18 protein-coding genes and 2 pseudogenes are annotated in these 21,481 nt (G+C 70.5%); 9 read left to right on the top strand and 11 right to left on the bottom strand.

The features are described 5' to 3' along the window. The 3 genes from E2651_RS25155 to E2651_RS25145 form a co-directional block, all read right to left on the bottom strand. Positions 1-879: serine/threonine-protein kinase (locus E2651_RS25155; RefSeq protein WP_280922805.1), on the bottom strand; the 879-nt coding region annotated here is incomplete at its 3' end. A 14-nt stretch (positions 880-893) separates the two neighbouring features. Beyond that, the gene (locus E2651_RS25150; protein WP_135333485.1) at positions 894-1,466 is read right to left on the bottom strand and encodes a hypothetical protein; all 573 of its coding nucleotides are present in this window, start codon (positions 1,464-1,466) and stop codon (positions 894-896) included. A gap of 207 nt (positions 1,467-1,673) precedes the next feature. Continuing rightward, positions 1,674-3,716, bottom strand: a complete 2,043-nt coding sequence (locus E2651_RS25145; protein ID WP_135333484.1) for an N-6 DNA methylase — start codon at positions 3,714-3,716, stop codon at positions 1,674-1,676. Between the two features lie 198 nt (positions 3,717-3,914). On the opposite strand from E2651_RS25145, the gene E2651_RS25140 reads away from it, so the two are divergent. Next, a complete protein-coding gene (locus E2651_RS25140) occupies positions 3,915-4,688 on the top strand; it encodes a hypothetical protein (RefSeq protein WP_135333483.1) in 774 nt (257 codons plus the stop codon). Positions 4,689-4,769: 81 nt separating this feature from the next. On the opposite strand, the gene E2651_RS25135 is transcribed toward E2651_RS25140, so the two are convergent. Then, positions 4,770-5,513 carry an N-acetyltransferase gene (locus tag E2651_RS25135; protein WP_135333482.1) on the bottom strand — a complete coding sequence of 248 codons (744 nt, stop codon included), beginning with the start codon at positions 5,511-5,513 and terminating at the stop codon, positions 4,770-4,772. Between the two features lie 116 nt (positions 5,514-5,629). Between E2651_RS25135 and E2651_RS25130 the strand changes: the two genes are divergently transcribed. Continuing rightward, on the top strand, positions 5,630-5,857 hold the full coding sequence (locus E2651_RS25130; RefSeq protein WP_135333481.1) for a hypothetical protein: 228 nt from the start codon (positions 5,630-5,632) through the stop codon (positions 5,855-5,857). Positions 5,858-5,864: 7 nt separating this feature from the next. Here E2651_RS25130 and E2651_RS25125 read toward each other — a convergent pair whose 3' ends face one another. After that, positions 5,865-6,488, bottom strand: coding sequence for a TetR/AcrR family transcriptional regulator (locus tag E2651_RS25125; protein WP_135333480.1), 624 nt, complete (start codon positions 6,486-6,488; stop codon positions 5,865-5,867). 138 nt (positions 6,489-6,626) lie between these two features. Here E2651_RS25125 and E2651_RS25120 point away from each other — a divergent pair, with 138 nt between their 5' ends. Continuing rightward, entirely contained in the window at positions 6,627-7,673 is a 1,047-nt protein-coding gene (locus E2651_RS25120) for an aldo/keto reductase (RefSeq protein ID WP_135333479.1), read from the top strand. A 120-nt stretch (positions 7,674-7,793) separates the two neighbouring features. On the opposite strand, the gene E2651_RS25115 is transcribed toward E2651_RS25120, so the two are convergent. The 3 genes and pseudogenes from E2651_RS25115 to E2651_RS25105 form a co-directional block, all read right to left on the bottom strand. Continuing rightward, positions 7,794-8,519: an HNH endonuclease family protein gene (locus tag E2651_RS25115; RefSeq protein ID WP_135333487.1), complete on the bottom strand. Its 726-nt coding sequence runs from the start codon at positions 8,517-8,519 to the stop codon at positions 7,794-7,796. Positions 8,520-8,649: 130 nt separating this feature from the next. After that, positions 8,650-8,853: pseudogene (locus E2651_RS25110) on the bottom strand (hypothetical protein); the annotation flags it as partial. 32 nt (positions 8,854-8,885) lie between these two features. Then, positions 8,886-9,575, bottom strand: coding sequence for an MOSC domain-containing protein (locus E2651_RS25105; protein WP_135333478.1), 690 nt, complete (start codon positions 9,573-9,575; stop codon positions 8,886-8,888). A 242-nt stretch (positions 9,576-9,817) separates the two neighbouring features. On the opposite strand from E2651_RS25105, the gene E2651_RS25095 reads away from it, so the two are divergent. From E2651_RS25095 to E2651_RS25085, 3 genes are all read left to right on the top strand, one after another. After that, on the top strand, positions 9,818-10,237 hold the full coding sequence (locus E2651_RS25095) for a nuclear transport factor 2 family protein (RefSeq protein WP_135333477.1): 420 nt from the start codon (positions 9,818-9,820) through the stop codon (positions 10,235-10,237). Between the two features lie 53 nt (positions 10,238-10,290). Then, complete coding sequence (locus tag E2651_RS25090; RefSeq protein ID WP_135333476.1) at positions 10,291-11,058, top strand: SDR family oxidoreductase; 768 nt, start codon at positions 10,291-10,293, stop codon at positions 11,056-11,058. Between the two features lie 73 nt (positions 11,059-11,131). Next, entirely contained in the window at positions 11,132-11,506 is a 375-nt protein-coding gene (locus tag E2651_RS25085) for a MerR family transcriptional regulator (RefSeq protein WP_135333475.1), read from the top strand. A 105-nt stretch (positions 11,507-11,611) separates the two neighbouring features. On the opposite strand, the gene mfd is transcribed toward E2651_RS25085, so the two are convergent. Beyond that, positions 11,612-15,142 carry a transcription-repair coupling factor gene (gene mfd / locus E2651_RS25080; protein ID WP_135333474.1) on the bottom strand — a complete coding sequence of 1,177 codons (3,531 nt, stop codon included), beginning with the start codon at positions 15,140-15,142 and terminating at the stop codon, positions 11,612-11,614. 144 nt (positions 15,143-15,286) lie between these two features. On the opposite strand from mfd, the gene E2651_RS25075 reads away from it, so the two are divergent. Beyond that, positions 15,287-15,562 carry a type II toxin-antitoxin system Phd/YefM family antitoxin gene (locus tag E2651_RS25075; protein WP_135333473.1) on the top strand — a complete coding sequence of 92 codons (276 nt, stop codon included), beginning with the start codon at positions 15,287-15,289 and terminating at the stop codon, positions 15,560-15,562. After that, positions 15,559-15,804: pseudogene (locus E2651_RS25070) on the top strand (type II toxin-antitoxin system RelE/ParE family toxin); the annotation flags it as partial. The gene E2651_RS25075 and the pseudogene E2651_RS25070, both read left to right, overlap by 4 nt. A 104-nt stretch (positions 15,805-15,908) precedes the next feature. Here E2651_RS25070 and E2651_RS25065 read toward each other — a convergent pair. Next, positions 15,909-18,494 (bottom strand): FtsX-like permease family protein, encoded by a 2,586-nt coding sequence (locus E2651_RS25065; RefSeq protein WP_135333472.1) that lies wholly within the window; start codon positions 18,492-18,494, stop codon positions 15,909-15,911. Beyond that, on the bottom strand, positions 18,491-19,279 hold the full coding sequence (locus tag E2651_RS25060; RefSeq protein ID WP_135333471.1) for an ABC transporter ATP-binding protein: 789 nt from the start codon (positions 19,277-19,279) through the stop codon (positions 18,491-18,493). Before E2651_RS25060 ends, E2651_RS25065 begins: the two co-directional genes overlap by 4 nt. Before the next feature lie 425 nt (positions 19,280-19,704). Here E2651_RS25060 and E2651_RS25055 point away from each other — a divergent pair, with 425 nt between their 5' ends. Continuing rightward, positions 19,705-21,279, top strand: coding sequence for an MFS transporter (locus tag E2651_RS25055; protein ID WP_245239189.1), 1,575 nt, complete (start codon positions 19,705-19,707; stop codon positions 21,277-21,279). Positions 21,280-21,481 lie beyond the last annotated feature (202 nt).

Below are 21,481 nucleotides of genomic sequence, written 5' to 3'. Positions count from 1 at the left end.
CAGGAAGGGACGGGTGGGGTCCAGCGGGCCGCCGGTGGGGATGCCGCGCGCTGGGAGCATCGGGGCCAGCTCCTCGTAGACCTCCTGGGCGCTGCCGTGCCGGTGCTGGGGGTCCTTCGCCAACAAGCGGAGCACCAGGTTCTCCAGGGCCTCGGGGATCTCGGCGCGCAGGCGGCGGACCGGGAGCGGCGGTTCGTAGAGGTGGCGGTGGAGGACGCCGAGCGCGGTCGAGCCGGAGAACGGGACGTCGCCGCTGAGGAGTTCGTGGAGGAGGACGCCCAGGGCGTACAGGTCGGTGTACGGGCCGACCGCGCCGCCCATCGCCTGCTCGGGCGCCATGTAGGCGGGGCTGCCGATGGGTGAGCCGGTGTGGGTGAGGCGGGTGGTGTCGGTGTCCATCACCGAGGCGATGCCCAGGTCGAGGATGGAGACCGTGCCGTCCTGCTTCACCATCACGTTCCGCGGCTTCAGGTCACGGTGCACGATCGGCACGGCGTGCACCGCGGAGAGCACGGCGCAGAGCTGCGCTGCGACGGCGACGGCCCACTGCCAGGGGTAGGGGTCGTGCTCGGCGAGGTGGTCGCCGAGGTCGGCCCCGTCGACGTACTGCATGACGAGGTAGAGGTCCTCGCCCTCGGTGCCCGCGTCATGGACGGTGACCAGGCCCGGGTGGTCGACCTGTGCGGTGACGCGGCACTCGCGCACGAAGCGGCGGCGCAGCTCTTCGGCCTCGGCGCCCGCGACCCGGTCGGGGCGCAGGAGTTTGACCGCGACCCGTCGGTCGAGGCGTTGGTCGTACGCCGTCCAGACCTGGCCCATGCCGCCCTGGCCGATGAGCGTGGAGAGTTCGTAGCGTCCGGCTACGACGCGGCCCCCGATCCCCAGTGACACGGTCAGCTGCCGCCTTCCTGCTTGCGCAGGTAGTCACTGAGCTCATCGAGCTCGGCCTGTACTTGGTGGATGCGGGCCGGTGCGGGGCGCGTGGGCGGCGGCGGTGTCTGCTGGGCCGGCGGCGGGTGCGGCTGCGTGGACTGGAGGTGGACGGGAGCGGGGCCCTGCTGCTGCGGATAGCCGTAGGTCGGCTGCGGCTGCTGCGGTACGTAGCCCGTGAACTGCGGCCGGCGGAACGGGCTGAAGTGGCGTATGTCCGCGAACAAGTAGTAGGCGACGGCGGCCACCAGCGTGCTCAGGAGGACGACCATGCCCGCGTTGCCGGGGCCCTGGAACTCGTCCGCGCCCGGGTCGACGCCGATCAGCACGACGGCCGTCACGTCGAGCGCGGCCACGATGCCGAACAGGACCCAGTCGTACGACTTGCGGGTCACGATCGCGAGCCGCAGCATCGGCCCCCACGCGGCCAGGCCGCACGTCACGACGGCGAGGACCACGAACAGCACGCGCAGCGTCACATGGGTGCCGCCTGAGGGTGGCGGCGGTTGCTGCGGCGCGTAGCCGTGGCCGTGCATGGCTGCTCCTGGTGCCTGATGCGGCCGTACGCGCCCACGGGCGAACGCACGGCCGGATGGTCGAGATACGAACGGATGCTGATTCGAGCGTATAGGCCGACAAGGAGAACCGGTCCCGGGTTGTACCGAACCGTTGCCGTACTGGTCACGTCCTGATCGCGGCCCTGTCCGGAACCCGGTCGTGCCACTTCGCCGGAACCCTCCCGTTCACTCCGGCGGAAGCGTTCCGTCCGTCAGCCCGTCGTGCAGCCCCCGCACCAACTGCTCGCCCAGCCTGCCCGCGAGACGCAGGCTGTCCTCGAAGGCGGCGAGCGCGCGGAACCGCTCTCCGTAGCCGCGCTGTCCGGTCAGCGGCAGGCGGGGCACCTGGAGGCGGCGGACGTCGAGCCTGGCGGCGGTGGAGGCGTAGCTGCTCGCCTGGCGGTTGTTGGCGGTGCCGCGCAGGAAGCCCGCGAGGAACCAGGGGTCGAGGGCGGCCGCGTCGGGGCGCAGCAGGGTGAGTCCCCTGCCGAGCACGGCGCCCGCCGTCGCCTCGTCGATGACGCGGGCGGCCGTTCCGCCGCCGGTCACAGGGATGACGACATCGCCGATTTCGGTCACTACGGAGTCTGCTGTCAGCGGGTCGACAGATCCGGAGGGTGCCATTCCGGCGAGCACGTCGTGTTCGGTGAGCACCCGGCTGCCGGGAGCGCCCGAGCCCGTTCCGGTACGCAGCGACAGCGCCCCGGAGCGCGCGAGTTCCCCCACCGTCGAGAGCGGCCACCGGACGGCATCAGTCGTCTCGGCGGGCGGCGGCATCAGGTCGGCGGTGCGGCGCACCACGTCGCCGAGCCGTTCGCGCACCGCCGTCAGCTCCTCGGCGCCGCCGCCCGCGGCCGGTGGCGGCAGGCGACGTGCGGGGGCCAAGTCGACCTCGTCGTCGAGGAGTTCGAGTACCGGTACGCCGCGGGCGAGGCCCGGCCGCTCGTCGAGGGTGCCGTGCCGCTCGAAGTGGCGCCAGACGTCGAGGACGGCGTCCTGCACCGGGCGCCAGGCCTGCCGGTCCCTGCCGTCGGGGGCGGCGAGCCCCGCCGTCTCGACCAGGAGCAGCTCGGGCGGGACCTGCGTGTTCGGTACGGGGCGGCTCAGGACCCAGACGTGCAGCGGGATGTTGTACGGGGGCGCGGCGCCGGTGGGCAGCGCGATCACGGCGCGCAGGGCGCCGCGGCGCAGGAGATCGGCGCGCACCCGGCGCCCCGAGCGGCGGGACGCGGCGGCGGGCGGCATCAGGAGTACGGCGGTGCCGCCGTCCTTGAGGCGGGCCAACGCGTGCTGGACCCAGGCGAGTTCGGACTCCGTGCGGGCCGGGAAGCCGTACTCCCAGCGGGGGTCGTAGGCGAGTTCGCCGTGCCCCCAGTTGCGCTCGTTGAACGGCGGGTGGCACAGCACCGCGTCGGCCCGCTCGTCGGCGAAGGCGTCCGCGCGCAGGGTGTCGGCGGCGGCGCCGCGCACGGTGGCGTCGGAGTGCAGGGCGAGGCGGAGCGCGGTGAGGGCGGCGAGTTCGGGGGCGTCGTCCTGCCCGTACAGGCGCTGTTCGGGGCGGGGCGGGACGGCACGCAGCAGGGCTCCGGTGCCGCAGGCGGGGTCAAGGACGGTCTGCGCGGGGGCTGCGATCTCGGCGAGCGCGGCCATCAGCTCGGCGGGTCCTGCCGGAGTGAGCGTGTACTGGCGGGGGTTGGCGTCGATGTGCCGCCCGAGCAGAAACTCGTACGCCTGCCGTGCGCCCAGCTCGGCGGCGAGTTCGGCGACGCCCCTCAACAGCGGGACGGAGGGCAGCAGTTCGGCGGGGCTCGGGACGCGCACGGCACCCGGACGGCCGCCGAAGCGCGAGGTGAGTACGCCTTCCAGTTCCCCCGGAAGCAGCTGGGCCATCCGCTCGTCCGACACCGCGCTCACCTTGAGCCAGCCGGGATGGCGGTCGCGTACGAGAAGCAGGGCGCAGCCGGCGTGCAGCAGGGCGGCGACCGGACCCGCCGGGTGTCCCGCGAGCTGCTGCCAGACCCTTTCCCGGAGCGGGACCTCGCCGAGTTTGCCCTGGGTGCGCAGCCACTGTTCGACGTCGGTGAGCGCGAAGGAGGGGCTGGTCTCGGTGCCGCCGACGGGCTTGGGGAAGTCGGCGTGCCTGCGGCGCCAGTTGCTGACGGCGGCGCGGCCGACTCCGGCGAGCCGGGCGATCCCGGCGGCGGTCACCTCTGTCGCGTTGTCCCGCACCGAACCGGCTCCCCTCAGTTCCCTGCCCCCGCCGCGCGTGGTCGCGGCGCGGCGCTGTGGCGGCGAGCATACCCGCGCACGCGGAACCATCCGCTTCACGGGTGTTAATCAACCATCCATCCAAGTTCATGTTGACTCGGTTCACAGGCTCTGCTGAGATGGCGTCAGCACTTTCAAGCTCCTGTGGGGGGAACTTCCATGCATCGCACCACTTTTGTCGCCGTCTGCCTGGCCGCAGCGGCGACCGTCGGCCTGACGGCCTGCGGCACCGAATCCGGCAACGCCGCGGACAAGGCCGGGGAAAAGACCGAGAACGCCGAGCCCAAGGGCCCGTTCGCCGGCATGTCCGGCGCCGAGATCGCCGAGAAGGCCGTCGAGGCGACCTCGGGCGCCAAGTCGCTCCGCATCGCGGGCAAGGCCACGGACGAGGAGACCGGCCTGGACTCGCTGGACATGGCCCTCGACACCACCGGCAAGTGCGCGGGCACGATCAGCACGGCCGACGAGGGCTCGATGGAGCTGATCGTCCCGGGCGACACCGTCTACATGAAGTACGACGAGAAGTTCCTGCGCTCACAGAGCAAGGGGGAGCCCGCGGCCGACACACAGGCGGCGGTGGACATGCTCGCGGACCGCTGGGTGAAGACGAGCGCGACGAGCTCCGACGCGAAGGAGATCGCCGGGTTCTGTGACCTCGACGTCCTGCTCGCCGACTTCAAGGACGTCAACTCCGCGGCCCGCAGGGGCGGGACGACCAAGGTCGACGGCACCCCGGCGATCAAGCTGACCGAGAACGACGGCAAGGACAAGTACACGCTCTACGTCGCCACGGAGGGCAAGCCGTATCTGCTGAAGGTCGACCAGTCGACCGGCGGGAAGCCCGAGTCCCTGACCTTCGGCGACTACGACAAGCCCGTGAAGACGACGCCGCCCACCGACGACGTCCTCGACCTGGACAGGCTGACGGGCTGACAGCTGACGGGCTGACAGGCTGACAGGCTGACGGGCTGACAAGCCGGCGGGCTGACAAGCCGGCGGGGCCGGGGTCGGCCCTCACAGCACGTGCCGGACCCACACATTGGGCTCGACGTACACCGCGTACCCGCGCTCCGGCTCGCAGTGCACCGGCACCAGCGCGCCCGGCACCTCGACCGCCCCCGGCGCGTCGAACGGCAGCCCCGTCCACGCCCGCCACTGGGCGGTCGACCCGGAGACCGTCATCGACGCGTGCGCCACCTTCTCGATGGTGCCGCCCGCGCGCACGTGCACCCGCAGCCACGGGTCGGCGGGCAGCCCGTCGTCCCGCTTGCGCTGCGCGTACGTGTCGATCTGCGCGGCCGGTTCGAGGTGCTTGGCGTTCGGGCGGACCGGGGCGACGACCTCGGCGAAGCCGCGGGCGCGGGCGTTCTCGCGCATCGCGGCGAGCATCCGCCCGGACACGCCCTGGCCGAGGAAGCCCTTCGCGACGGTGATCTCGATCGCGCTCACCGTGTCGGGCTTCCTGCCGTGCCGCAGGTCGGAGAACGCCCACAGCATGACCTGGTCCCAGCCGCCGTCCGGCAGCTCGCCACGGCCGTCGGCGCGCAGCGCGAACGGCACGCTGAACGCCCGTGCGACGACCCCGCCCTGCTCGTCCGTGGCGACCAGGACGTAATCGGGAAGATCCTTGACGATCCGCCCGATCATCGACCAGGCGATCGGGTCGTTCCCGATGAACTCCGGCCAGGTCTCCTCCATCTGCCAGAGAGGCGACATGAGTTCCGGCCGCTCGGCCAAGGTCGTGATCTTCAGGTCCATGCCCCGGAACCTAGCGGGCACGGACCGGTCTGTTAAGTGGTTTTGTCCCGTCGCCGTGTGCGGGGCCGCTCAGCGCGCGTGGAGGGCACGGGCTCTCACCGATCTCAATCGCTCCCGTGCCGGACGGCCGGCTCGTCTTCAAAACAGTCAGCTTCACCCATCACTGCACGTTCCCCGACGGTGAGGAACTGCTGAGCACTGCCAAGCTCCGCTTCCGTGCGGAAGCGGACATCCGTTCCTCGCTCCGCGACGCAGGTGTCCGCATCGAGCACATCTACGGAGGCTGGAACCGCGAGCCCGTGGGCGCCGGGGACGGCGAGTTCCTGGTGATCGCTCGCGCCTAGCCCGTCTTCAAATTCCCGATTGCCTCGCGAGTCCGGCTGGAGCTCCTGTGCCGCGCAGCAGGGTGTCCACGACTCGGGTGGCGAGCGCGTCCGCATCGCCGCCTCCCGCTCCCTCCTTGGCCGCCTCGTGGATGAGGGCGTAGTAGACGCGCCGGGTCCAGTCGAGGTCGATGTCGGGGCGGAGCACGCCCGCCTCCTGAGCGCGGCGGAAGAGCCGGACGCAGGTGGCCCGGACCTCGGCGTGGATGCGGGCCGCCTCGGGGTGGGCGTCCCCGGCCGCGCGGTTCATGGCGAACGACCAGTCGGTCTTCACGCGGAGGACGTTGGCAGTGACCTGGTAGAGGGCGACGAGCGGCGGGGCAGCGTCAGGGCGGGCGGTGTCGACAGCATCCGCGAACTGGCGGGCGGCCCAGCCGGTGAGCTCGTCCAGGAGCGCCTCACGGGTGGCGAACCGGCGGTGGACCGTGGTCCGGGCGACGCCGGCGGCCCGGGCGAGCTGCTCCATGGTCGCCGCAGGATTGGTGGCCAGGACGCGCTCGGCCGCTTCCAGGATCGTCCGCACGGTCCGTTCGGTGTCGGCCCGGAGGGGCCGTTTCGCCTGCTGTTCCGTCTGCTGCTTCTGCGCCGTCACGCCGACATGCTACATCCGCACTCCCTCAAAGCTTCTACTTGCGACATCAATGTTGCATGTCTTAGGTTCATGGCGTCGGAGAAGTAGCAAGTCCGCACCCCGTCCGCGGGGAGAGGCGACATCAAGGAGCAGTGAGTGATGCAGCACAGGAAGCTGGGCCGCACCGGCATATCGGTCAGCAAGTTCGCGCTGGGCACCCTGCGCCTGGGCGCGTGGGGGAACACGGATCACGACGATGCGGCCCGGCTGATCCGCACGGCCCTGGACGCCGGGATCAACCTCATCGACACCGCCGACCAGTACTCGGGCGGCGAGGCCGAGGAGATCGTGGGCAAGGCCATCCGCGATCGCCGCGACGAGGTCGTGCTCGCGACCAAGGGGCACTTCCCGGTCCGCTTCAAGGACGAGGACCCCAACCGGCAGGGAAACTCCCGCCGTTGGCTCACCAAGGCCGTCGACGACAGCCTGCGCCGCCTGGGCACCGACCGCATCGACCTCTACCAGGTGCACCGCCCGGACCCGAGCACGGACATCGACGAGACGCTCTCGGTCCTGTCCGATCTGGTGCGCGCGGGCAAGATCATGGCCATCGGGACCTCGGACTTCCCCGCCGAACAGCTCGTCGAGGCCCAGTGGACCGCCGACCGCCGGGGCCACATCCCCTTCCGCGCCGAGCAGCCCCCGTACTCCGTCTTCGTGCGCGGCATCGAGGCGGACGTGCTGCCCACCGCGCAGAAGTACGGGCTCGGCGTGCTGACCTGGAGTCCGCTCAACAGCGGCTGGCTGACCGGGCGGTTCCGCCGCGGTGAGCCGATCGAGATGAACTGGTTCCGGCAGGCGGTCGCCCACAAGTTCACCCTCGACCTGCCGGGCAACCAGCGCAAACTCGACGCCGTCGAGCACCTGTCGGCCTTGGCGGACGAAGCGGGAATCTCCCTGACGCACCTGGCGCTCGCCTTCGCGTCGACCCACCCGGGCGTCACCTCGGTGATCCTCGGCGCCCGCACGGTCGAGCAACTCACCGACCAGCTCGCCGCCGCCGAGGTCCGGCTCGACGACGAGATCCTCGACCGCATCGACGAGATCGTCGCCCCCGGCGTCACGCTCAACCCAGCGGACATCGACTACAGGCGACCGGCGCTGACCGACTCCGAGCAGCGCCGCAGGCCCGCCCGCCACCGCTGACGGCGGTCCGCCCGCGATACCTTCGGTCGCCCGCTCGTCGTCGTGGTCACGGGCGGGAGCACCAGCGACCGCACCCAGTTCACCACCGTGATGGAGGCGATCCGGGCGCCTCGGCCGGGGTCATCCGCCGCACTGCCCCAGCATCATCTGCTTGTCCGGCGCGGTCACCGGCATCTCGTACTTGACGGCGACTTGGGCGAAGCGGACCGCGTAGGCGCAACGGATCTGCTTGTTCGGCGGAAGCCAGGAGGCGGGTCCTGAATCGCCCTTGGCCGAGTTTGTGCGGCCGTCGACCGGAATCAGATTGAGCACGTCGTTCGCAAGCTGCTTGCGCTTGCTCAGCGCCCAGCGCGAGGAGCCCATCTGCCAGCTGTACGACAGCGGCACCACGTGGTCTATCTGCACCTCGGAGGGCTGCTGCTTGCGCCACTCGATGGTCGTCCCTGTGTACGGGTCGTCCAGCGTCATGGCGATGACCACGCAGTCGGAACCGGCTCTGAAACGCAGGTTCTGACCATCACGACGAATGAGATCGTTTCGAGTGTCGCAACCGTTCCTCGCCAGCGGCACACCATCAGCCGTGTCCATCCAGGCGTAGCCGAACTCGTCCCGGGCGTAGCCCGTCTTGGGCCCCCGCCCCTTCGCGGACAGTTCCTCGATGAGCTTTCGCGCCGCGGACCTGTCCGCGTCCGTCGTCACGGGCGCAAGTCCCGGCTTCGTACCGTCTGGATTCTTGAGCGGACTGATCGCCCGTCCGTCCGTCGCAGTCGGCCCTGACCCCGTCGAGGAGCTGTCTTCGTCGAGGCCCTCACATCCCGAACAGAGGAGAATGGCGACTGCCGCCACGGTCGCGGCGCGGAGGAAGTGCGCGCCCCCGGCACCCCTGTGCTTCACGTCCCTCTCAGCAGGCACAGCCCACCACTCCCTGCGTGAGCTGCGTAAACGTGCCAATCACCTGGCGAAGCACAGAGATAACGCGGGTGCCGCAGCCGTTGGAGTCCGTGTCGGCCCAGGCGCTGCCGAACCGCTCACGCTCGTAACCCGTCCTGGGCGCACGGCCCTTGACGGTGAGCGAGTCGACGGCGGCGAGCGCGGATCCCGCCTTGGCGTCGGGGCCCGAAGAGCCGCCTTCGCCCTTCTCCTCGGGGGTGCAGCCGGTGACGACGAGCAGCGTGAGCAGCGCGGCGGCCTGGAGCCGGGTGGTGCGTCGGTTCACCGGACGGCCACCGTGGCGCCGAGTGCGATGGTGCCGGGGGTCACGACGTCCGCGTACACGCCGATGCACATGCCGCGCGTGGCGGTGAGGGTCTTCAGGACGCGGTTGTCGGCGGGCAGGCCCCGCTGGGCCTGGGTGACCATCACGCAGCGCTCGATGCGCTCGGTGACCCGCAGCCGCAGCTCACCGCCGAAGTCGATCTCCCGGCCGACCCACTCCTCCTCCACCCACGGCTCGTCGGTCTCGACCACGATGTTCTTGCGCAGTCTGCGTACGTCGACGGGGTCGGCGTCGCCGAGCAGCTCGCCGAGTGCGCGCAGCGACGCGGTCCCGACGATCGAGACGGCCGCCACGTCCTGATGGCTCGCCTCACCTTCGCGCACCAACTCCGCGCCGCCGCCGAAGAGTTCCGCGATCCGCGGATCACCGGGGCGCAACGTTTCTCCGTCCGGTGTCGTGACGACGGGACCCTTGTCGTCGTACACGGCGACATGCTCGAGCAGCCCCGGCGTGCGCCGGAACCGCCGGTGGTTCTTGCCGCTCCCCAGCTTGCCGTCCTCGTACCGCAGGGCCCACAACCGGTCCCCGGCCACGCCCCGCTCGTCGACGACGAGACGCTCGTGCGCCTCCCCCAGCATCGATTTCACCGGAAAACACTCGAGCCCCACAACGGTGCCGTGCGCCATGCCGCTCCCCCTCCCTGAGCCAACTCTCAGTCTCGGTCTCGGTCTCGGTCTCGGTCTCGGTCTCGGTCTCGGTCTCGGTCTCGGTCTTCGTCTCCGGGCAACGGTAACGCGCGTGAGCAAGGGGCGGAGGCACCCTTGGCCACTTACACCGTCCGCATTACCTCGGACGTAATCGCGGCCGTCCGGCCCGCGCGACATCATCGTCAACACCGCAAGGAACCGCCGACCGCGAGGAGATCGACATGACCGACCAGTCCACCGCCGACGCCACCCGCGCCGCCGTCCAGACCTTCCTCGGCCACCGGCTCGCGGGCGACACCGAGGGCCTCACCGCGCTCTTCGCCGACGAGGTCGACTGGCTGCTCGCCGAGAACCCGGCCGTGCCGTGGATCCGGCCGCGGTCCACCGGCGCGGAGTGCGCCGCGCAGGCCGACGACATGGCCGAGCACGTGATCCCGGAGAAGGGCGGAGCCACCATGGACGCGCTGATCGTCGACGGCACCGAGGCCGTCATCTTCGGCAAGCTCTGGGGCACCGTACGCAGCACCGGCAAGTCCTTCGAAGGGCCGTTCGCCCTGCGCCTCACCGTCGAGGACGGACGCGTCACGCGCCACCACCTCTACGAGAACAGCCTGTCGATCGCCGAGGCCTGCACCCCCTGACCGCCCGCCGCACTTGACCTTGCCCCTAGCGGCAGGGTCCGACCATCACCGTCATGAGCCACCAAGAACCGCAGGACCACATCACCCGAACCGTGCTCGTCACCGGGGGCGGCACCGGCATCGGACGCGCCACCGCGCTCGCCTTCGCCGCCGAGGGGGCGCGAGTCGTCGTCGTGGGGCGGCGGGCCGAGCCGCTCCACGAGACGGCGGCCGAGGGGGGCGGTCTCATCACGCCGCTCGTCGCCGACATCACCGCCGACGGCGGACCCGAGCACATCGTCCGTACCGTCCTTGAGACCCACGGACGCCTGGACGTCCTGGTCAACAACGCCGGAGTCGTCCGCACCGCGAGCCTCGGCACCTACACCCGCGAGGTCATCGGCCTCCAGCTCGCCACCAACCTCGTCGCCCCCGTCCTGCTCACCCAGGCCGCGCTCGACGCCCTGGGCGAGAGCCGGGGCGTCATCGTGAACGTCACGACAGCCGTCGGGCAGCGCGGATGGCCCGGCAACTCGCTCTATCCCGCCACCAAGTCCGCCCTCGAACTCCTCACCCGCGGCTGGGCCGTCGACCTCGCGCCGCGCGGCATCCGGGTCGCCGCCGTCGCACCCGGCGCCGTGGCCACACCGATCGCCGACCACTCCGGGTTCACGACCGAGGAGAAGGCCGCCATCCGGAAGTGGCAGATGGAACACACCCCGATGGGGCGGGTCGGGCGGCCGGAGGAGGTCGCCTGGGCCATCACCCGGCTCGCATCGCCCGGCGCCTCGTTCATCACCGGCGTCGTGCTGCCGGTGGACGGCGGTGCCGTGGTCTCGTAGCGCCGCGTCGTGCGGCACGCCGCGTGATACGAAAGCTCCGGCCGAAGGAGAACCGGAGAAGGGGGCCTCGCGGATGCGCATCGGGGAGCTTGCGGAGGTCACCGGGGCGACGCCGCGCGCACTGCGCCACTACGAGGAGGCCGGGCTCATCGAGTCCGAGCGCGCCCACAACGGCTATCGGCTGTACGACGCCGAGCGCGCCGTCACGCGCGTCCGCAACATCCGCTTCCTCCTCGGCGCCGGGCTCACCCTCGACGACGTACGCGTGTTCCTGCCCTGCCTGGACGGGGACATCGCCACCACAGAGCCGTCCGGCCAGGGCCTGCGGGTCATCCTCGACCGCCTCGCCGTCATCGACCGGCGCATCGCCGCCCAGACGGAGGTCCGTGACCGCCTCGTGGAGAAGCTGGACCAGGCCACCGGCGGACGGATCCGTCCGGTGGCCTGAGGCGATCGGCTGCCCGAGCCGACCGGCTGACCGTCGACCGGCTGACCGTCGACCGGCTGACCGTCGACCGGCTGCCCGCCGACCGGCTGCCCGTCGACCGGCTGCCTACGATCCGAGGATCGACGTCAGGAACTCTCCCACCCAGCCCAGCAGTTCACGCCCGATCAACGGCTTCCCGCCGACCTTGGCCGTCTTCGGGCGCGGGACGAGGATCTGGTGGGTGTTCTCCTTGATGACCGTGCCGGGGTAGAGACGCTTGAGCCTGAGCTCCTGCGACTCCCGCAGCTCCACCGGCGCGAAACGGATGTTGTTGCCCTGCAGCACGATCTCGCCGACCCCGCACGCGCGGGCCAGCATGCGCAGGCCCGCCACCAGGAGGAGGTTCTCCACCGGCTCGGGCAACTTGCCGTAGCGGTCGGTGAGTTCCTCGCGCACCGCCTTGACGTCCTGCTCGCTGCTCGCGGAGGCGATCGAGCGGTAGGCCGCGAGGCGCAGGCGCTCGCCGGGGGCGTAGTCGTGCGGGACGTGCGCGTCGACCGGGAGCTCGACCTTGACCTCCAGCGGCGGCTCCTCCTCGACCCCGCCCTCCAGCGACGCGCGGTAGTCGGCCACGGCCTCGCCCACCATGCGTACGTAGAGGTCGAAGCCGACGCCCGCGATGTGGCCGGACTGTTCGCCGCCCAGCAGGTTTCCGGCTCCCCGGATCTCCAGGTCCTTCATCGCCACGTACATGCCCGCGCCCATCTCCGTGTGCTGGGCGATGGTGGCGAGACGCTCGTGGGCCGTTTCCGTGAGGGGCTTCTCCGGCGGGTAGAGGAAGTACGCGTAGCCGCGCTCACGGCCACGTCCGACACGGCCGCGCAGCTGGTGGAGCTGCGAGAGGCCGAAGTTGTCGCCGCGCTCGACGATGAGGGTGTTGGCGTTGGAGATGTCGATGCCGGACTCGACGATCGTCGTCGAGACGAGCACGTCGAACTTCTTCTCCCAGAAGTCCACCACGACCTGTTCCAGGGCCTGTTCGGACATCTGGCCGTGGGCGGTGGCGATGCGGGCCTCGGGGATGATCTCGCGAAGGCGGGCCGCCGCGCGGTCGATCGACTCCACCCTGTTGTGGATGTAGAAGACCTGGCCCTCGCGGAGCAGCTCGCGGCGGACGGCCGCGCCGATCTGCTTCTCCTCGTAGGGGCCGACGAAGGTGAGCACCGGGTGGCGCTCCTCCGGCGGGGTCGTGATCGTCGACATCTCGCGGATGCCGGTCACGGCCATCTCGAGCGTACGAGGGATCGGCGTCGCCGACATCGTCAGGACGTCCACGTTCGCCCGCAGCTTCTTCAGCTGCTCCTTGTGCTCGACGCCGAAGCGCTGCTCCTCGTCGACGATGACCAGGCCCAGGTCCTTGAACTTGGTCTCGGAGGAGAAGAGGCGGTGCGTGCCGATGACGATGTCGACCGAGCCGTCGCGCAGGCCCTCCAAGGTCGCCTTCGACTCCGTGTCCGTCTGGAAGCGGCTCAACGCCCGCGTCTTCACCGGGAATTGGGAGTACCGCTCGGAGAACGTACCGAAGTGCTGCTGCACCAGGAGCGTGGTCGGGACGAGGACGGCGACCTGCTTGCCGTCCTGGACCGCCTTGAAGGCGGCGCGGACCGCGATCTCCGTCTTGCCGTAGCCGACGTCGCCGCAGATCAGGCGGTCCATCGGGACCGTCTTCTCCATGTCGTCCTTGACCTCGGCGATGGTGGTGAGCTGGTCGGGCGTCTCCACGTACGGGAAGGCGTCCTCCAGCTCGCGCTGCCAGGGGGTGTCGGGGGCGAAGGAGTGGCCGGGGGCCGCCATGCGCGCGGAATACAGCTTGATGAGGTCGGCGGCGATCTCCTTGACCGCCTTCTTCGCGCGGGCCTTCGTCTTCGTCCAGTCGGCGCCGCCGAGGCGGTGCAGCGTCGGGGCCTCGCCACCCACGTACTTGGTGATCTGCTCCAGCTGGTCGGTGGGGATGTAGAGCCGGTCGCCGGGCTGGCCGCGCTTGGCGGGGGCGTACTCGACGACCAGGTACTCGCGGGTGGCGCCCTGGACGGTGCGCTGCACCATCTCGATGTAGCGGCCGACGCCGTGCTGCTCGTGGACGATGTAGTCGCCGGACTCCAGGGTCAGCGGGTCGATCGTCTTGCGGCGGCGGGCCGGCATCCGCTGGCCGTCCTTGCCTGCCGCCTTCTGCCCGGAGAGGTCGGTCTCGGTGAGGACGGCGAGCTTGAGGGCCGGGTCCAGGAAGCCGAAGTCGATCGAGCCGCAGGAGACGTGCACGACGGAGGGCGTGAGCTCGCTGAGGTCCGCGTCGAGGCGGGCCGCGATGCCCTCGCCGCCGAGGACCTCGACGGTGCGGGCGGCGGGGCCGTGGCCCTCGGTCACATAGACGGTGCGCCAGCCGTCGGCGAGCCAGCCCTTGGTGTCGGCGAGGGCCTTCGCGGTGTCGCCCCGGTAGGTCTCGGTGGCGTGCATGCCGAGCTTGAGGGTGTCCTCGTCGAGGTCTTCGTCGGCGGCGAAGGGGCTCACGGACCACCACATCATGCCGAGGTCGCTCGCGTGGTCGCGGACGTCCGCGATGCCCCACAGGGAGGCCGCGCCCACGTCGATGGGGGCCTCGCCACCGCCGGCGGTGGCGGCCCAGCTCGCCTGCAGGAACTCCTGACTCGTGGCCACCAGGTCGGCGGCCCGGGTCCGCACCCGCTCCGGATCGCAGACCACGGCCATGGAGTCCTTCGGCAGGACGTCGAGCAGCAGCTCCATGTCGTCGACCAGGACCGGAGCGAGGGACTCCATGCCCTCGACGGCGATGCCCTCGGCGATCTTGCCGAGCAGCTCGCCCAGCTCGGGGTGGGCCTCGGCGAGGGCGGCGGCCCGCTCCCGTACGTCGTCGGTGAGCAGCAGCTCACGGCAGGGCGGCGCCCACAGGCCGTGCTCGGCGACCTCGAGGGAGCGCTGGTCGGCGACCTTGAAGTAGCGGATCTCCTCGACGTCGTCGCCCCAGAACTCGACGCGGAGCGGGTGCTCCTCGGTCGGCGGGAAGACGTCGAGGATGCCGCCGCGCACGGCGAACTCGCCGCGCTTCTCGACCAGCTCGACACGGGAGTACGCGGCTGCCGCGAGGGCCTCGACGGTCTCGTTCAGGTCGGTGGTCTCGCCCGAGCGCAGGGCGACGGGCTCGAGGTCACCCAGGCCCTTGACCTGCGGCTGGAGGACGGAGCGCACGGGGGCGACGATGACGGAGACGGGCCCGGTCTCGGGGTCGTCCGCGCGGGGGTGCGCGAGGCGGCGCAGGACGGCGAGGCGGCGTCCGACGGTGTCGGAGCGGGGCGAGAGGCGCTCGTGCGGGAGCGTCTCCCAGGAGGGGTACTCGACGACTCCGTCCGGCGGGATGATCGTGCGCAGGGCGGCCGCCAGGTCCTCGGCCTCGCGGCCGGTGGCGGTCACGGCGAGGACGGTGCGCTTCGTCTCGCGGGCGAGGGCGGCGATGGCGAAGGGACGGGCGGCGGGCGGGCCGACCATGTCGATGTGCATGCGGTTGCCGGCGTTGCCGGCCTTGACCGCTTCGGCGATGGCCGCGTCCTTGACGACGGCGTCGAGGAGTCCGTGCAGGCTCATGAAGGGGCATCCCGTCCGGGGGTGGGCAACGCGAACCGCCCGACACGTTGTACGGGCCGGGGGGTGTCCAGGGTACGTCGCCGTAGCGTTTGTCGTCTGATCGAGGGACTGTACGGAAGGCGCCTGAAGCGTACAGTTTCAGGTATGAGCGAGACACTGCCCATCACTGAGGCGCGTGCCCGGTTCGGCTCCCTGGTGCGCCGGACCGCGCACGCCCGCGAGCGCATCACGATCACTGATCACGGCCAAGCCGCCGCCGTGTTCATAAACCCGGGTGAGCTGGACGAGCTGGAGGAGCGGGTGCTCGAGCTGGAGGAGCAGCTGGCGGTGGCACGCTATCGGGCGGAGAAGGCCAACGGCACCTTTGTCGGCGTCCCCCATGAAGAGGTCCGCAAGATGCTCGGCCTGGAGCGTGAGTGAGCTTCCAGATCATCTGGCGGGAGCAGGCGACCAGCGCCGCTGTCCGCTTCCTCAAAGATGACCCGGACGGGCTGCGGCAGGTCTACGCCGCCGTCGATCTGCTGACCGACGATCCCCGGCCGACCTGAACCGTCGCGTACGGCTCGCCCGAGGTCCGCCGCATGCATGTCGGCTTATATCGGCTGATGTACGAGATCGACGAGGGCACCATCACCGTCGTCGTCATGCACATCGGCCGAGTCCCCTGCCCCATGGCCAATAAGGGCCGGGCCCGGTGGAATTCCACCGGGCCCGGCCCTTCCCGCACCCCCGTAGCGGGAGCTTCTCCGCACCCCCGTAGCGGAAGCTATTCCGTGGCGATCGCGTTCAGGACGTTCATCCGGCCCGCCCGGAACGCCGGGACCAGTGCCGCGAAGAGGCCCACGAACGCCGAGCCGATGAAGACCGTGATGATCGTCGGCCAGGGGATCTCCAGGACCTTCAGGCCCTCCAGGGCGAGGAGCTGCTGCGCCGTGGCGCCCCAGCCCATGCCCAGGCCGAGGCCGAGCAGCGCGCCGAAGAGGGCGATGACCACCGACTCCATGCGGATCATGCGGCGCAGCTGGCGGCGCGAGAGGCCGATGGCCCGCATCAGGCCGATCTCCCGGGTCCGCTCGACGACCGAGAGGGCCAGCGTGTTCACGACGCCGAGGACGGCGACGATGATCGCGAGGGCCAGGAGGCCGTAGACCATGTTCAGCATCTGGCCGACCTGGTCCTTCAGCGTCTCCTTGAAGTCGGTCTGGTCCATGACCTTGTACTGCGGGTAGTCCGCCATGGACGCCTTCAGCGACTTGTACGCCGCGTCCTGCTGCCCCTTCTCCGCCTTGGCGAACATGATCTCGTTCGGCGGCATCCGGTCGGCGGGCACGTACTTCGCGGCGGTCGAGATGTTCACGTACATCGCACCCCCGTCGATCGTGGCGTCGCTCGACGTGATGGCCCGGACGGTCAGCTCGCCCGTCCTGCCGCGGTCGAAGGCGAGCTTCACCTTGTCGCCGACGGTGATGCCGTGGTCCTTGGCGAAGTCCTCGCCGACCGACATGGAGTCCGGCTTGTAGGCGTCGGCGAGCCTGCCCGCGACCGTCTCGCTGCGCAGGTCCTGCGCGTACGTCGCGTCGGCGGCGCTCAGGCCGACCTCCTTCGCGACCTTGCCGTTCGCGGCCGTCAGGTCGGCCTTGATCTCCTTGTACCGGGTGATGTGGGCGACGTGGTCGGCCTTCTCCAGGGACTTCTCGGCCTTCGGGGTGATCATCTGGTTGTTGTCGGACTGGATGATGAAGTCCGCGCCGACCGATTTGTCGAGCTCCTCCGTGGCCGACGCGACCATCGAGGAGCCGACCACGGAGAGGCAGGCGACCAGGGCGAGGCCGATCATCAGGGCCGCGCCGGTGGCGCCGGTGCGGCGCGGGTTGCGCAGCGCGTTGCGCTCGGCCATCCGTCCGACCGGACCGAACCACCGCAGCAGTACGGCGCTGATGGCGCGGACCACGCCGGAGGCGAGTACGGGGCCGATGACGACGAAGCCGATGAGGGTGAGGACCACGCCGCCGCCCAGGAACAGCGAACCGTCCTTCGCCTTGTCCGCCTGGGACGCGGCAAAGAGGCCGTAGCCGCCGGCGCCGGTGAGGACCAGGCCGATCACCGCGCGCAGGGCGCTCGCCCGGCCGTCGGCCGGGGTTCCGGCGTCGCGCAGCGCGGCCATCGGGGAGACCTTGCCGGCCCGTCGTGCGGGGAGGTAGGCGGCGAGGACGGTGACGACGACGCCGAGGACCATGCCCACCACGGGCGTCGTCCACTTGACCGTGAGGTCCTGGGTGGACAGCTCCATGCCCATGCCGGACATCAGCTGCATCAGGCCGACGGCGAGCCCGACGCCCGCGCCGACACCGAGGACCGAGCCGAACACGCCGAGCAGCAGCGCCTCGACGAGCACGGAGCGGTTGACCTGCTTGCGGCTGGACCCGATGGCGCGCATCAGGCCGATCTCGCGGGTGCGCTGGGCGACCAGCATCGAGAAGGTGTTGATGATGAGGAAGATGCCGACGAGGAAGGCGATCCCGGCGAAGCCGAGCATCGCGTACTTCATCACGTTCAGGAAGCCGCTGACGCTCTCGCGGTTGTCGTCCGCGCTCTCCTTCTGCGTCTTGACCTTGTACGCGGAGGCGTCCGCGCCCATGGTGTCGCTGACGTTCCGCTTGAGCGCCGCGTCGCTGACGCCGGGCTCGGCGGTGACGTTGACATGCGTGAACCGGCCGGTGGTGCCGAGCAGTTCGCGCTGCGCGGTGGCGGTGTCGAAGTAGACGATCGCGGCACCGGGGTTGGTCACCTTGAAGGTGGCTATGCCGGAGATCTTGGCGGTGTGGTCGCCGGAGACGGCGATCGTGCGCAGTTCGTCGCCGATCTTCAGGTGGTGCTTGCCGGCGGTGTCGGCGTCGATCATCACGTCGGTGGGGCCGCGCGGGGCGTGCCCGGAGGTGATGTCCATCGAACGCAGGTCGTTGTGCGTCCAGTTGCCGGCGATGGTCGGACCGCCGCTGGTGGGCCCGACGTTCTTCTTCTCGGAGTTGACGACGGTCACGCTCTCGCTGCTGACCGCGCCCTCGGCGGACTTGGCGCCGTCCGCCTTCCTCGCCTGCTCGACGACCGAGGCGGGCATCGACTCGGGCTTGCCCGTGTCGGGCCGGTCGCCCGGGTCCGTCGCGGACTTGGAGGTGACGGTGACGTCGGCGGACGTCGCGGCGAAGAGCTTGTCGAACGTCGTGTTCATCGTGTCGGAGAAGACGAGCGTGCCGCTCACGAACGCCACCGACAGGACCACGGCCACGGCGGAGAGCGCCATGCGGCCCTTGTGCGCGAAGAAGTTGCGCATCGAGGTCTTGAGGACACTCATGACGTACGCCCCCGCGCGTCGAAGTCCTTCATGCGGTCCAGGACCGACTCGGCGGTCGGCGAGTACATCTCGTCGACGATCCGACCGTCGGCGAGATACAGCACCCGGTCCGCGTACGAGGCGGCCACCGGGTCGTGCGTGACCATCACGATGGTCTGGCCGAGCTCGGTCACCGACTTGCGCAGGAAGCCCAACACCTCGGCTCCGGCGCGGGAGTCGAGGTTTCCGGTCGGCTCGTCACCGAAGATGATCTCGGGGCGGGCGGCCAGGGCGCGGGCCACGGCGACGCGCTGCTGCTGGCCGCCGGAGAGCTCGGTGGGGCGGTGCTTGAGCCGTCCTGCCAGGCCCACCGTCTCGACGACCTGGTCGAGCCAGCCGCGGTCGGGCTTGCGGCCCGCTATGTCCATCGGGAGCGTGATGTTCTCGATGGCGTTGAGGGTGGGGAGCAGGTTGAACGCCTGGAAGATGAAGCCGATCCGGTCCCGGCGCAGCTGCGTGAGCTTCTTGTCCTTCAGCCCGGTGATCTCGGTCTCGTCGAGGTAGATCTGCCCGGAGGACACGGTGTCGAGCCCGGCGAGGCAGTGCATCAGGGTCGACTTTCCGGAGCCGGAAGGACCCATGATCGCGGTGAACTGCCCGCGGGCGATGTCCACGTCGATCTGGTCGAGCGCGACGACCCGGGTCTCCCCGGATCCGTACGCCTTCACGACCTGGCGCGCCCGAGCCGCCACGGCCGTACGCCCTCCAGTGCCCCCGTGCCTGGGAATGGTCACAGCCGATGTCACGGTAAGTCTCCTAAGTCGGTTACGCGGTAGGTCAGGCGTGTTCGCTACGCATAAGAGTCTGGTCCGCCGAGGGGGTCCGGCGCGCTGGTGCCCGGCGCAGTCTTTTACTGGGGAAAACCCCACCCCCGAAGGTGTGGTTGGTCAGACCCCGCGCTGTGGCTGGCCCGTCCCGCTCGGCATAAAGCCAATCTAAGGAGCGGCCGTGGCCTTCTCGTCATCCAGCGGTACGAACGACCCCCGGTCCGTAGTACGGAGGTTCCCCTAGGGGATCTCCACCCGCCGGTGGAGCCGAACTCGGGGATCACTCCACCCTCGTACCTACCGGACCCCTCCCCACCTGCCAAGAAGGTCTCCACCCCTGCCCCCATCACGCAGGGGGTGAGAAGGTGGCCCGGAGCAATTACGTGCATGGGGAAGGAATCTCGGTGGGCGCAGCCGGAACGAACGGCGCTACAGGTTCGGGCACGGACGACATACGACGCCGCGGCCCCGTCGTCGCCGCGCTCATGCTCGCCATGGCCCTCGCGGCCCTGGACGCCACGATCGTCTCGACCGCCATCCCGCAGATCGTCGGCGACCTCGGCGGCTTCTCCGTCTTCTCCTGGCTCTTCTCCGGCTATCTGCTCGCGGTCACGGTCACCCTGCCCATCTACGGCAAGCTGTCCGACACCTTCGGCCGCAAGCCCGTCCTCATCACGGGCAGCATCCTCTTCCTGATCGGCTCCGCCCTCTGCGCGAGCGCCTGGAACATGGGCGCGCTGATCGCCTTCCGTGTCGTACAGGGCCTGGGCGGCGGCGCGCTCCAGGGGACGGTGCAGACACTCGCCGCCGACCTCTATCCCCTCGAGGAACGCCCCAAGATCCAGGCCAAGTTGTCCACCGTGTGGGCCGCCTCGTCGATAGCGGGCCCGGCGCTCGGCGGCCTGATCGCCGCGTATGCGGACTGGCGCTGGATCTTCCTGATCAATCTGCCCATCGGGGCCCTGGCCCTGTGGCTGATCGTGCGCCATCTGCACGAGCCGGAGCGCGCGGCGGCCACCGCCCGTGGGCGCACCGACTGGGCGGGCGCGCTCGCCGTCTTCGCCTGCGGCGGCGTCCTGCTCACCGCGCTCGTGCAGGGCGGCGTCGCCTGGGGCTGGCTGTCCGCGCCGTCGCTCGCGCTCTTCGCGGCGGGCCTCGCGCTCGCGGCCGCCGTCGTGGTCATCGAGCGGCGGGCGGCCGAGCCGATCCTGCCGGGCTGGGTCTGGCGGCGCCGCACCATCGCCGCCGTCAATCTCGCCCTGGGCGCGCTCGGCCTCCTGATGGTCGCCCCGACGGTCTTCCTGCCGACGTACGCGCAGTCCGTGCTCGGCCTCGCGCCGATCGCGGCCGGGTTCGTGCTCTCCGTCATGACGCTGAGCTGGCCGGTGTCGGCCGCCCTGAGCCAGCACGTGTACCGCAGGATCGGCTTCCGCAACACCGCGATCGTCGGCATCGGCGCGGCCGCGCTCCTCCTCTTCGCCTTCCCGCTGCTCCCGTATCCGGGGCAGGCCTGGCAGCCGGCCCTGATCATGCTGCTGCTCGGCGCTGCGCTCGGTCTCTTCCAACTCCCGCTGATCGTCGGGGTCCAGTCCACCGTCGGCTGGTCCGAGCGCGGCACGGCGACCGCGTCGGTCCTCTTCTGCCGCCAGATAGGCCAGACCCTGGGCGCGGCGCTCTTCGGCGCGGTCGCGAACTCGGTCCTGGCCTCGCGGCTGGGCGGCGCGGGCTCGCTCGACTCGGTCGCCCACGCCCTGGAGGACCCGGCGTCCGTCGCCGACCCCGACCGGCTGCGCCGCGCGGTCGACTCGGCGGTCGACACGGTGTACGTGGGGGCCGGGTGCGCGGCGATACTCGCCCTGCTCGTATTGGTATTCCTGGCCCCGCGACGGTTTCCGGTAATCGGGGCGAAGGCCCCGGAGAACGGGGAGAAAAGCGGCCTGACGCCGCGCGAACGCCCCGTGAATAAACCGGCCGAATAAACCGACCGAGCAGTATGCCCAAATCCCTTCGCAGGCACGCTACTTACAAGTAGCGTGCTCGGTTCTCACCTCTCGCTCCCTGCGGTCCCGCACCGGACCGACGCCGCGCAAGGAGAACCGGGATGCCAGACCCTCATCACCCTCATCACCCTCATCACCCTCATCACCCTCAACAGCCGCACTCTTCCCAACGCCCCCAACG

Origin of the sequence: Streptomyces sp. MZ04 (genome assembly GCF_004684775.1) — a bacterium.
Classification (GTDB): domain Bacteria; phylum Actinomycetota; class Actinomycetes; order Streptomycetales; family Streptomycetaceae; genus Streptomyces.
The sequence above is the reverse complement of the archived record's forward strand: the minus strand, read 5'-3'. Positions and strand labels throughout refer to the sequence as shown.

Coding starts and splice junctions, on each gene's coding strand:
- E2651_RS25150 (WP_135333485.1), bottom strand. CDS start 1,466: ATGCACGGCCACGGCTACGCGCCGCAGCAACCGCCGCCACCCTCAGGC.
- E2651_RS25140 (WP_135333483.1), top strand. CDS start 3,915: ATGCATCGCACCACTTTTGTCGCCGTCTGCCTGGCCGCAGCGGCGACC.
- E2651_RS25135 (WP_135333482.1), bottom strand. CDS start 5,513: ATGGACCTGAAGATCACGACCTTGGCCGAGCGGCCGGAACTCATGTCG.
- E2651_RS25120 (WP_135333479.1), top strand. CDS start 6,627: ATGCAGCACAGGAAGCTGGGCCGCACCGGCATATCGGTCAGCAAGTTC.
- E2651_RS25105 (WP_135333478.1), bottom strand. CDS start 9,575: ATGGCGCACGGCACCGTTGTGGGGCTCGAGTGTTTTCCGGTGAAATCG.
- E2651_RS25095 (WP_135333477.1), top strand. CDS start 9,818: ATGACCGACCAGTCCACCGCCGACGCCACCCGCGCCGCCGTCCAGACC.
- E2651_RS25090 (WP_135333476.1), top strand. CDS start 10,291: ATGAGCCACCAAGAACCGCAGGACCACATCACCCGAACCGTGCTCGTC.
- E2651_RS25085 (WP_135333475.1), top strand. CDS start 11,132: ATGCGCATCGGGGAGCTTGCGGAGGTCACCGGGGCGACGCCGCGCGCA.
- mfd (WP_135333474.1), bottom strand. CDS start 15,142: ATGAGCCTGCACGGACTCCTCGACGCCGTCGTCAAGGACGCGGCCATC.
- E2651_RS25075 (WP_135333473.1), top strand. CDS start 15,287: ATGAGCGAGACACTGCCCATCACTGAGGCGCGTGCCCGGTTCGGCTCC.
- E2651_RS25065 (WP_135333472.1), bottom strand. CDS start 18,494: ATGAGTGTCCTCAAGACCTCGATGCGCAACTTCTTCGCGCACAAGGGC.